Source organism: Micromonospora craterilacus (genome assembly GCF_003236315.1).
GTDB lineage: Bacteria > Actinomycetota > Actinomycetes > Mycobacteriales > Micromonosporaceae > Micromonospora > Micromonospora craterilacus.
On the sequence record NZ_POTY01000227.1, the window covers coordinates 1 to 11,574 of the forward strand.

Below are 11,574 nucleotides of genomic sequence, written 5' to 3' on the forward strand. Positions count from 1 at the left end.
GGTTCCAGGGGGTGCCGGCGGTGGTGTCGCGGCGGCGGCGGGCGATGGCGGACAGCGCCTCCAGGACGACGCGGTTGCCGAGGTAGGCGGTGATGTCGGCGTGGTCGTAGGGCGGGGCGACCTCGACCACGTCCACCCCGACCACCGGGAGTTCGTAGCAGACCCGGCGGACCGCGTCGAGCAGTTGCCGGGAGGTGAAGCCGCCCGGCTCGGGCGTGCCGGTGCCGGGTGCCATACCCGGGTCGACCACGTCCACGTCGACGGAGAGGAACACGCCCTCGCACTCGTCGGTCGCGATCTCGAACGCCTCGGTGAGACAGGAATCCAGGCCCCGGGCCACGATCTCGGTCATCTCGTACGAGCGCATCCGCTGCTCGGCCATCCAGGACAGCGTCTCCGGCCCCGGCCAGTAGCCGCGCAGGCCGATCTGGAGGAACCGGTCGCCGCGTACCGCGCCGGACTCGATGAGCCGGCGCATCGGCTGGCCGTGCCCGTGCAGCGAGCCGAACTCGATGTCCCCGGTGTCGGCGTGCGCGTCGAAGTGCACCAGTGACACCCGGCCGAAGCCGTGCTGGCGGGCCACCCCGGTGGCGTCGGACAGCGCGATGGAGTGGTCGCCACCGAGCACCACCGGGATCGCCCCTGCCGAGGAGACCGCGTACACGGCGGACTCCAGCGCGCCCAGCGACCGCTCGATGTCGCCGGAGAACATCTCCACGTCACCGGCGTCGTACACCCGCAGGTCGCGCAGGGCGTCGACGCGCAGCGCGAGGGACGGTCGGGAGCCGTCGTGCGGCAGGTAGCAGGCCTGCCGGATGGCCGACGGGCCGAACCGGGTGCCGGGCCGGTGCGAGGTGCCGCCGTCGAACGGGGCCCCGACGATGACCACGTCGGCGTCCGCATAGGTCACCGGCTCCTCGAGCGTGCACGGCGGCACGCCGAGGAACGTGACGTCGGGACCGAACATCGGGCCGTAGCGGGTCATCTCACCGTTCCTCCATCCCCCAGGGTGAGCCGTAGCCGGTCAGCAGGTCCAGGAACGGCTTCGGCGGCAGCGCCTCCGGGCCGAGCACCCCGACGCCCGACCAGGCGCCGGTGGCCAGCAGTTCCAGGGCGACGACCGGGTTCACCGCGGTCTGCCAGACCACCGCCTGGTGGCCGTACTCGCGCATCGACCATTCGTTGTCGACCACGTGGTAGAGGTAGACCTTCCGCGGCGCGCCGTCCTTCCCGACGCCGGTCACGTACGTGCCCGCGCAGGTCTTGCCGCGCATCCGGTCGCCGAGGGTGGCCGGGTCGGGCAGGCAGGCGGCCACCACGTCGCGCGGCGAGACCTCGACGCCCTTCACCGTCACCGGCGCCGTCGAGTCCAGGCCGAGCTTGTGCAGCGTCTTGAGCACCTCGATGAACTCGTCGCCGAGGCCGTACTTGAAGGTGACCCGCTTCGCCGGCACCCAGCGCGGGATCAGCAGCACCTCTTCATGTTCGACGTTGACGCACTCGACCGGCCCGATGCCCTCGGGGAAGTGGAACACCTCCGGCTCGCTGAACGGCTCGGTGGTGAACCAGCCCCGGCCGGCCTCCCAGACCACCGGCGGGTTCAGGCACTCCTCGATGGTGGTCCAGATCGAGAATGACGGCGCGAAGTCGTAGCCGTCCACGGTCAGGTTCGCCCCGTCGCGCACCCCGATCTCGTCGATCTCGCGGAACAGTTCGTCGGCGGCGTACCGGGCGAAGACGTCCGACAGACCGGGCTCGACGCCGATGCCGCACAGCGCCAGCCGGCCGGCGGCCTCCCACTGACCGGCCACCGCGAACTGCTCGTCGCCGAGCTTCACGCCGGTCTCCGCGTGCGGGTGGTCGGGGTGCGGGTGGGACAGCGACATCGCCATGTCCAGGTAGTCCGCGCCGGCCGCGTACGCACCGTCGAAGATCGGCATGACGAACCGCGGGTCGACCGCGTTGAGCACGTGGGTGATCCGGTGCTCCCGGCAGAGCGCCGCGACCGCGTCCGCCGACGCGGCGTCGACCTGGGCGGCGACGAACCGGGCGTCCCGGCCGGCGACCGCCCGCGACGCCCGACCGGCGTCGTAGTCGGCGACCACCATGGTCTCGAAGAACGTGCGTCGGGCCGCGATGGCGACGACAGCGGAGCCGACGCCACCGGCGCCGACGAGAAGGATGCGCATCAGGAATCGAACCCCAAACCAAACCGATCGAGCGTACGGAGCCAAACGTTGCGCCGTCCCTGCCGCGCGTCGGCGCGGGCCAGGGACCAGCGGGTGAGCTGGATGCCGGCCGCGCGGGCCGGCTCCGGTGGGAACGGCAGCGGCTTGCCGCGGACCAGGCCGAGCCGGGTCAGCGGGGTGTCCGCGCCGTCGAGCAGGTCGAGCATCACCCGGGCACCGAACCGGGTCGCGCCGACGCCGAGCCCGGTGTACCCGGCCGCGTACGCCAACCGGCCGGCGTACGCGGTGCCGAAGAACGGGCAGAACCGGGTGCAGGTGTCGATCACCCCGCCCCACCGGTGGCTGAACCGAACGTCGGCCAACTGCGGGAAGGTGGTGAAGAAGTGGCTGGCCAGCGCCGTGAAGGTCTGCTCCCGCTGTTCCAGCGCGGGCGCCATCCGGTTGCCGTAGTGGTAGACGGCGTCGTAGCCGCCGAACAGGATCCGGCCGTCGCCGGTGATCCGGTAGTAGTGGAACTGGTTGCCGCTGTCCGCCAGCCCCTGCCGGTTACGCCACCCGACGGCGTCGCGCTGCTCGGGCGTCAGCGGCTCGGTCATCAGCGCGTAGCCGTACACCGGCACGATCCAGGCGCGCAGCCGGCGCAGCAGCGGCGGGAACGCGTTGGTGGCCAGCACCACCCGACCCGCGCGTACCGCACCGGGGACGCCGTCGGCGCCGAGGGTGCGCGCGTGCAAGGCCCCGCCGCCGGGACGCAGCCCGGTGACCCGGGTGTGCTCGTGGATCCGCACGCCGAGGTCGAGGCAGGCCCGGCGCAGCCCCCAGGCCAGCCGCGCCGGGTCGAGCATCGCCACCCGGTCGCGGTCCCACAGCCCACCGAGGTACGTCGGCGAGTCCACCTCGGCGCGCACCTCGTCGGCGTCGAGCAGGGTGACGTCGTGGCCGTACCGACGGGCCAGCGCGACGTCCTCGGCCAGCCCGTCGAGCTGGTACGGCTCGACCGCCACGGACAGCTCGCCGGCGCGCTCGAAGTCGCAGTCGATGCCGAGCTTCGCGACGGTCGCCCCGATGGCGTCGAGGTTCTCCCGGCCGAGCCGGTCCAGCAGGTCGATCTCGTCGGGGAACCGCTGCGCCCCGTTGGCCAGCCCGTGGGTCAGCGAGGCGGCGCAGAACCCGCCGTTGCGCCCGGACGCCGCCCAGCCGCACGTGCCCGCCTCGACCAGCAGCACGTCCCGCCCGGGGTCGGCCTGCTTGGCCAGCAGGGCGGCCCAGAGGCCGCTGTAGCCGCCGCCGACCACCAGCAGGTCGGCCTCGGTCACGCCGGACAGCGGCGGCAGTGGATCGGGACGCTCCGGCCGGTCGAGCCAGTACGGCACGCGCGCCGCGTCGGCGAGCGACCGGCCGGGATGCGGCAGGGTCATGACCGGGTGCTCGCCCGAGGGCTCGGCACGGCCGCGGTCACCGCTGCCCGGCGGGCCTGCCGGCCGCGCAGCGAGCTGGCCAGCACCAGCAGCAGCGCGACCAGGAACATGGCCGTACCGATGACGTTGACCTGCGGCGGGATGCCCCGCTGGGCGGCACCCCAGACGTACATCGGGAACGTCACGGTGGTACCGGAGTTGAAGTTCGTGATGATGAAGTCGTCGAAGCTGAGCGAGAACGCCAGCAGGGCGGCGGCCACGATGCCGGGCAGCACCAGCGGCAGGGTGATCCGCCGGAACGTCTGCCACTCGCTGGCGTAGAGGTCCATCGCGGCCTCCTCCAGCCGCCGGTCCATCCCGGCCAGCCGCGCCTTGACCGTGACCACCACGAACGACACGCAGAACATCACATGCGCGATGACGATGGTCCAGAAGCCCAGCGGCACCCCACCGGCGACGAAGAGGGCGAGCAGCGAGGTGCCCATCACCAGCTCCGGCGTCGCCATCGGCAGGAAGATCAGCACGTTGAGCCCGGACCTGCCGCGGAACCGGTGCCGGACCAGCGCAAACGCCATCAGCGTGCCGAGCGCGGTGGCCGCCACCGTGGAGATGAAGCCGATCTGCACACTGCGCAGCACCGCATCACACATGTCCGAGGTGGCGCAGGGGTTGCGCCAGTTGTCGAGGGTGAACTCGTTGAAGTCGTACGACAGCCGGCTGGAGGGGCGGTTGAACGACAGCGCGGCGACCACGGCGATCGGCAGGAACAGGTAGCCGAGGACCAGCAGCGCGACGCCCATCACCCAGTGCTCGGCGAACCAGCGGGAGAGTTTCACAGCACTTCCTCCGTGCCGGCTCGGCGCAGATAGACGAAGACCACCGCGAGGATCGCCGACATCAGCAGGAACGACAGCGCCGCGCCCTGCGGATAGTCCAGCCGGACCAGGAACGCCGAGTCGATGACGTTACCGATCATGTACTGGTTCGGGGTGCCGAGCAGCTCCGCGTTGATGTAGTCGCCGGTCGCCGGGATGAAGAACAGCAGGGTGCCGGCGATCAGGCCGGGCATCGACACCGGCAGGGTGACCCGCCGGAACGTCTTCAGCGGGCTGGCGTACAGGTCGCTGGACGCTTCCAGCAGCCGGTAGTCGAGCCGCTCCAGGCTCGCGTACAACGGCAGCACCAGGAACGGCAGGAAGTTGTACGTCAGGCCGAGCACCACCGCGACCGGGGTGGCCAGCAGCCGCCCGTCCGGGCCGAGCAGGTGCACGTCGCGCAGCAGCCCGACCAGCCAGCCGTTGTCCGACAGGATGGTCTTCCAGGCCAGCGTGCGCACCAGGAAGCTGGTGAACATCGGCGCGATCACACAGACCAGCAGGAGGTTCTTCCACCGGCCGGCCTTCTGCGCGATCGCGTACGCCAGCGGGTAGCCCATCAGCAGCGCCAGCACCAGCGCGATGCCGGCGTACAGGAACGACCGGCCGAACTGCGGCCAGTACGCCTGCAACGCCGTCGGGTAGTTGCCGAACGCCCAGGTCAGCGCGTACCCGGTGGAGAGCGAGCCGTCGGGGTCGTAGAGGCTGGCGGCGGCGAGTTGCAGCAGCGGCACGGCGAAGAAGAGGAACAGCCAGGCCGCGCCGGGCAGCAACAGCAGGTACGGCAGCAACCGGTGCCGCCCCGGGCGGGCAGCCGGCGGCGGCGATGCCGACTGTCCGGAACCGGTGGGCACGTGAGCCAATGCGCTCACGAGGACGCACCCACCGGCTCGTCGAGGACCGGGGTGGTGCGGTCGTCGTCGCCGGCTCGGCGGCCGAGCAGGAAGGCATGCCGCGGGTCCCAGTACGCGACCGCCCGGTTGCCCGGCACGAACCGCTGCTGGGCGCCGCTGTTGGCGACGAAGACGCTCACCTCGGTGCCCCAGCCGGTACGCAGCAGGTACTGGGTGCTCACCCCGACGTAGGAGGCGTCACTGATCGTCCCTTCCAGGTACTGGCAGCCCGCGGGCACCTGGCCGGCCCCGGCCACCAGGTGCAGCTTCTCGGGGCGTACCCCGAGGTGCACCGGACCCCGGTTGGTGCGGGCCCGGGCGGCCGGCACCGAGAAGCGTCCGCCGTGGGCGGTGACCAGGATGTCGTTTCCGTTGCCGCCGGTGACCTCGCCGGCGATCAGGTTGGACTGGCCGAGGAAGTTGGCCACGAACGCGGTGGCCGGGAACTCGTAGATCTCGGCGGGCGGGCCGAGTTGCTCGATCCGCCCGGCGTTCATCACCGCGACCGTGTCGGCCATCGTCATGGCCTCTTCCTGGTCGTGGGTGACGTGCACGAAGGTGATGCCGACCTCGGTCTGGATCCGCTTGAGTTCGATCTGCATCTGGCGGCGCAACTTGAGATCCAGCGCGCCGAGTGGCTCGTCGAGCAGCAGCACCTGCGGGTGGTTGATCAGCGCCCGGGCCAGCGCGACCCGCTGCTGCTGCCCGCCGGAGAGCTGAGCGGGACGCCGCCGCTCGTAGCCGTCGAGCTGCACCAGCGAGAGCATCTGCCGGACCTGCTGGTCGACTGAGCGGATGCCGCGCCGGCGCAGCCCGAAGGCCACGTTCTCGAAGATGTCCAGGTGCGGGAAGAGCGCGTAGCTCTGGAACACCGTGTTGACCGGCCGCTTGTATGGACGCAGCCGGGCGATGTCCCGGTCCCCGAGCAGCACCTGCCCGCTGGTCGGCTCCTCGAGCCCGGCGATCATCCGCAGTGTGGTCGTCTTACCGCAGCCGGACGCGCCGAGCAGGGCGAAGAACGAGCCCTGCGGAATCGTCAAACTGAGGTCGTCCACGGCGGTGAAAGCGCCGAACGTCTTGGTGAGGTTGGCCAGCCGCAAGTCGCCGGCCGGAGTTTCCCGCGCCATCATCACGCTCCGATAACCTGCTGGAACTTGGTCTCGTACTCGCGCTCCTGCTTCTCGTCCAGGGCCATGAAGACCCGGGCCTTGGAGAGCATCGCCTCGTCCGGGAAGATCAGCGGGTTGGCGGCGAGTTCCGGGTCGATCTTTTCCATCTCCGCCTGCGCGCCCTGGACGGGGCAGATGTAGTTGACGTACGCGGCGAGTTGGGCGGCGACCGCCGGGTCGTAGTAGTAGTTGATCAATTCTTCGGCGTTGGCCTTGTGGGTGGCCCGGTTCGGCACGAGCATGTTGTCCGACCAGAGCGTCGCGCCGGACTCCGGGACCACGAACTTGATCTGCTCGTCGTCGAAGCCGAGCTGGACGATGTCACCGGACCAGCCGATGCACGCCGCGATGTCCCCCTTGGCCAGGTCCGGGGCGTAGTCGTTACCGGTGAACCGACGGATCTGCCCGGAGCTGACCGCCTTCTTGAGCTTGTTGAGCGCGTCGTCGAACTGGTTGGCGGTGAAGTCGGACGGGTTGTGACCGTTGGACATCAACAGCAGCCCCATGGTGTCGCGCATCTCGGTCAGCGCGGTCACCTTGCCCTTGAGGTCGGGGCGGGTGAGCAGCTCGTCGACGGTGCGGATCTCCGAGGTGACCCGGCCGTTGTACGCGAGGCCGGCCAGGCCGGACTGCCACGGGACGGCGAGGTGGTTGTCGACGTCGAAGGGGCGGTTACGCAGCGACGGCAGCAGGTTGGCCTCGACGTTGGGCAGCTTCGCCTTGTCGAGCTTCTGGAGCCAGCCCAGCCGGATCATCCGGGCGGCCATCCAGTCGGTCAGCACCATGACGTCCCGCCCGGTGCTCTGACACGCGGCGAGCTGGTTCTGCACCTTGCCGAAGAACTCGTTGTTGTCGTTGACGTCCTCGGTGTAGGTCACCTGGATGCCGGTTTTGCTGACAAAACCGTCGAGAGAGGGCCGCTTGGCGTTGTTGTCCTCGTCCACGTCCATGTACTGCGGCCAGTTGGAGAAGGCCAGTTTCTTCTCCGTGCCGGAAAGGTCCTCGCTGACACAGCCCGCCTCGGTCTGCTGGGCACCCTTGGTACCGCAGCCGGCGAGGGTGCCACCGGCGGCCAGCAGTGCGGCCGAGCCGAGGGTGCCGGTGAGCAGACCGCGCCGGGTGAGGGGCCGAAAGGCACTACGCATGTGACGACTCCTAAGGGGTCATCGTCGGCGGCGGGACGGGGATGGGCGCGCCGGCGGGAGGGTCAATGGCGATGGACGACTGATCCTGACATGAGGAGACCTCTCTCACAAGGGATTCCGTTGCTGGAATAGCCCTGGACGACGAATTACGCCAGACTGCCCGATGGCATTAGGCTCAGCCCGGTGATGGACATGGGGAGCGGTCGATGACGAACCGGCAGCAGGACAACGGCAACGGTGGGCGCCGGGTCAGCGTGCGCGAAGGTGCCAGCCACGCCCTCCTCGACGACGTCGCCAAGCAGATCATCGAGCAGTTGCAGGAGGACGGGCGCCGACCGTACGCGACCATCGGCAAGGCGGTGGGGCTCTCCGAGGCGGCGGTACGCCAGCGCGTGCAGCGCCTGCTCGACGCCGGGGTGATGCAGATCGTCGCGGTTACCGACCCGCTCCAGCTGGGATTTCCCCGGCAGGCCATGATCGGCCTGCGTACCGACGGCGACCTGGAGGCGGTGGCCGACCGGATCGCCGCCCTGGAGGAGGTCGACTACGTGGTGATCACCGCCGGTTCCTTCGACCTGCTGGCCGAGGTGGTCTGCCGCAACGACGAGCACCTGCTGGAGATCCTGCAACGGCTGCGCGCGGTCTCCGGCGTGCTCTCCACCGAGGCGTTCGTCTACCTCAAGCTGCGCAAACAGACCTACACCTGGGGCACCGCCTGACGCCACGCCGGGCGCCCCCTCGCGAACGTGAATCTTGGGCGAATCCGGCCACGCCGTCGGGGCGCGCCACGTCCGCCCGCGGACCGGGCTCGCCAGGCGCCGACCCGCCCTCACCCCTTTGCTCTGCTTCAACTGACGCATCGATTCCCACCCGCAAGCGATGCGCCGGTTGAAGCAGAGCAAAGGCAGCGCAGGGGTCACCCCGACCGGGCGGACGGGGCCTGGAAGGGAGCGCCGGCGGGCCGAGTGGCGTGGTACGAATTCCGTTGCGCAAGGCACTACGGCACGCTGAATCCGTTGCATCGAGGCGCTTTGTCAACCGATCGCACTTGCCTTTCGGTGTCGGACTGTGGGATAACCGTGGGCAGAGCGGCCGGTGACCCCTGACCGGCCCGAGACCCGATGGGGCTGACATGGCCAACGCCACCGACCACCTCTGGATGCATTTCACCCGGATGGCGAGCTACTCCGCCGGCGAGGTGCCGACCATCGTCCGCGGCGAGGGCGCGTACGTCTGGGACGCGCAGGGCCGGCGCTACCTGGACGGGCTCGCCGGGCTCTTCGTCGTCAACGCCGGCCACGGCCGCACCGAGCTGGCCGAGGCCGCCGCCAAGCAGGCCGGTGAGCTGGCCTACTTCCCGCTCTGGTCGTACGCCCACCCGACCGCGGTGGAGTTGGCCGAGCGGATCTCGGCGCTCACCCCCGGCGACCTGAACCGGGTGTTCTTCACCACCGGCGGTTCGGAGGCGGTCGAGGCGGCCTGGAAGCTGGCCCGGGCGTACTTCAAGCGCACCGGCAAGCCGACCAAGCACAAGGTGGTCAGTCGGTACATCGCCTACCACGGCACCTCGATGGGTGCCCTGTCGATCACCGGCCTGCCCGGTATCAAGAGCGACTTCGAGCCGCTGGTGCCGGGCGGCATCAAGGTGCCGAACACCAACTTCTACCGCGCCCCAGAGCACGGCGACGACCCGGTGGCGTTCGGCCGCTGGGCCGCTGAGGAGATCGGCCGCGCCATCGAGCGGGAGGGGCCGGAAACCGTCGCGGCGGTCTTCCTGGAGCCGGTGCAGAACTCCGGCGGTTGCTTCCCGCCTCCGCCCGGGTACTTCGAGCGGGTCCGGGAGATCTGCGACGAGTACGACGTACTGCTGGTCAGCGACGAGGTGATCTGCTCGTGGGGCCGGCTCGGCGAGTACTTCGGTGCCGTCCGCTACGGCTACCAGCCGGACATCATCACCACCGCCAAGGGCATCACCTCGGGCTACGCGCCGCTCGGCGCCATGATCGCCAGCGATCGGCTGATGGAGCCGTTCCTGACCGAGACCGGCATGTTCGCCCACGGGGTGACCTTCGGCGGTCACCCGGTCTCCTGCGCGGTGGCCCTGGCGAACCTGGAGGTCTTCGCCCGCGAGGACCTGGTCGGGCACGTACGGGCCAACGAGGCGGCGTTCCGCGCCACCCTGGAAAAGCTGAACGACCTGCCGATCGTCGGCGACGTCCGGGGTGACGGCTACTTCTACGGCATCGAACTGGTCAAGGACAAGGCCACCCGGGAGACCTTCGACGAGGCCGAGTCCGAGCGGCTGCTGCGCGGCTTCCTGTCCAGCGCGCTCTTCTCCGCCGGGCTCTACTGCCGGGCCGACGACCGGGGCGACCCCGTGGTGCAGCTCGCCCCGCCGCTGATCGCCGGGCAGCAGCATTTCGACGAGATCGAGCAGATCCTGCGGGCCGTGCTCACCGAGGCGTGGTCCCGGCTCTAGCATCCACCTCCGGCCGGGCCCGACCGCCAAGCGCGGCGCGGCCCGGCCGGCACCGTCAGGAGCGACCGTGCGCTACCAGGATCTGTCGTACTGGCTGTCCACTGTGGACGAGCCGCTGACCCCGCGTCCGGCGCTGGCCGGCGACACCGAGGCCGACGTGGTGATCGTCGGCGCCGGATACACCGGGCTCTGGACGGCGTACTACCTCGCGGAGGCCGACCCGACGCTGCGGATCGTCGTCCTGGAACGTCAGGTGGCCGGGTTCGGTGCCTCCGGGCGTAACGGCGGCTGGTGTTCGGCGCTGCTGCCCACGTCCCTGCCGGCGCTGGCCCGCCAGCACGGCCGGGACGCCGCGATCGCCATGCAATGCGCCATGCACGACACCGTGCGCGAGATCGGCCGGGTGGTCGCGGCCGAGGGCATCGACTGCCACTGGTCGTACGGCGGCACGGTGGTGCTGGCCCGCAGCGAGCCGCAGGTGAAGCGGGCCCGCGCGGCGGTGGCGGAGGCGCGGGAGTTTGGGTTCGGGCCGGAGGATCTGACCCTGCTCGGCCCGGACGAGGCCGTGGCCCGATGCGCCGCCGACGGGGTACGCGCCGCCACGTACACCCCGCACTGCGCGGCCGTGCATCCGGCCCGGCTGGTACGCGGCCTGGCGCGGGCGGTCGAACGCCGGGGCGTGACCATCCACGAGCGGACTCCGGTGACGGCGATCCGGTCCGGGGCGGCGGTGACCCCCGCGGGCGCGGTCCGCGCTCCGGTGGTGGTCCGGGCCACCGAGGGGTACACCCCGGGGCTGCCTGGGCACCGTCGCGCCATCGCACCGGTCTACTCGCTGATGGTGGCGACCGAGCCGCTGTCGGCGGAGACCTGGGAGCAGATCGGCCTCGCCGAGCGGGAGACCTTCTCCGACCACCGGCACGTCATCATCTACGGCCAGCGCACCGCCGACGGCCGGCTCGCGTTCGGCGGGCGGGGTGCGCCGTACCACTTCGGATCGCGGATCCTGCCGGGCTACGACCGGGAGCCACGGGTCTTCGCCGCGCTGCGCCGGACGCTCGGCGAACTGTTCCCGGTGCTCGGCCCGGACGTGCCGGTGTCACACACCTGGGGCGGGCCGCTCGGGGTGGCCCGGGACTGGGCCGCGTCGGTCGGCTACCAGCGGGGCGCCGGGCTGGCCTGGGCCGGTGGGTACGTGGGCGACGGTGTCGGCACCAGCAACCTGGCCGGACGCACCCTGGCCGACCTGATCCGGGGCGAGCAGACCGAGCTGACCCGGCTGCCGTGGGTCAACCATCGTTCGCCACGCTGGGAGCCGGAGCCGCTGCGCTGGCTGGCGGTCAACGCCGGCCTCAAGGTGATGTTCGCCGCCGACGAGGCGGAGAACCGCACCGGCCGCCCCTCCC

The 11,574-nt window shown here is 70.8% G+C and carries 10 protein-coding genes; 3 read left to right on the forward strand and 7 right to left on the reverse strand.

Translation table 11 applies throughout. The annotated features are described in order from the left end of the window. From speB to C1I95_RS27010, 7 genes are all read right to left on the reverse strand, one after another. A partial coding sequence (gene speB, locus C1I95_RS26980) for an agmatinase (RefSeq protein ID WP_111217930.1) occupies positions 1–985 on the reverse strand: 985 nt, incomplete at its 3' end. Between the two features lies 1 nt (position 986). Then, the gene (locus C1I95_RS26985) at positions 987–2,189 is read right to left on the reverse strand and encodes a saccharopine dehydrogenase family protein (RefSeq protein WP_111217931.1); all 1,203 of its coding nucleotides are present in this window, start codon (positions 2,187–2,189) and stop codon (positions 987–989) included. After that, complete coding sequence (locus C1I95_RS26990) at positions 2,189–3,607, reverse strand: NAD(P)/FAD-dependent oxidoreductase (protein ID WP_111217933.1); 1,419 nt, start codon at positions 3,605–3,607, stop codon at positions 2,189–2,191. Before C1I95_RS26990 ends, C1I95_RS26985 begins: the two co-directional genes overlap by 1 nt. Continuing rightward, positions 3,604–4,443, reverse strand: coding sequence for an ABC transporter permease (locus C1I95_RS26995; RefSeq protein WP_233513907.1), 840 nt, complete (start codon positions 4,441–4,443; stop codon positions 3,604–3,606). The genes C1I95_RS26990 and C1I95_RS26995 overlap by 4 nt, the downstream gene beginning before the upstream one ends. Beyond that, positions 4,440–5,354 carry an ABC transporter permease gene (locus C1I95_RS27000; RefSeq protein ID WP_111217935.1) on the reverse strand — a complete coding sequence of 305 codons (915 nt, stop codon included), beginning with the start codon at positions 5,352–5,354 and terminating at the stop codon, positions 4,440–4,442. The genes C1I95_RS26995 and C1I95_RS27000 overlap by 4 nt, the downstream gene beginning before the upstream one ends. Further along, complete coding sequence (locus tag C1I95_RS27005; RefSeq protein ID WP_111217944.1) at positions 5,351–6,505, reverse strand: ABC transporter ATP-binding protein; 1,155 nt, start codon at positions 6,503–6,505, stop codon at positions 5,351–5,353. Before C1I95_RS27005 ends, C1I95_RS27000 begins: the two co-directional genes overlap by 4 nt. After that, positions 6,505–7,689, reverse strand: coding sequence for a polyamine ABC transporter substrate-binding protein (locus C1I95_RS27010; protein WP_111217937.1), 1,185 nt, complete (start codon positions 7,687–7,689; stop codon positions 6,505–6,507). The genes C1I95_RS27005 and C1I95_RS27010 overlap by 1 nt, the downstream gene beginning before the upstream one ends. A 206-nt stretch (positions 7,690–7,895) precedes the next feature. On the opposite strand from C1I95_RS27010, the gene C1I95_RS27015 reads away from it, so the two are divergent. From C1I95_RS27015 to C1I95_RS27025, 3 genes are all read left to right on the forward strand, one after another. Beyond that, the gene (locus tag C1I95_RS27015; RefSeq protein ID WP_111217939.1) at positions 7,896–8,408 is read left to right on the forward strand and encodes an Lrp/AsnC family transcriptional regulator; all 513 of its coding nucleotides are present in this window, start codon (positions 7,896–7,898) and stop codon (positions 8,406–8,408) included. A 413-nt stretch (positions 8,409–8,821) separates the two neighbouring features. Then, a complete protein-coding gene (locus C1I95_RS27020; RefSeq protein ID WP_111217941.1) occupies positions 8,822–10,168 on the forward strand; it encodes an aspartate aminotransferase family protein in 1,347 nt (448 codons plus the stop codon). 67 nt (positions 10,169–10,235) lie between these two features. Further along, positions 10,236–11,574 (forward strand): NAD(P)/FAD-dependent oxidoreductase (locus tag C1I95_RS27025; protein WP_111217942.1); only part of this gene is annotated, 1,339 nt, incomplete at its 3' end.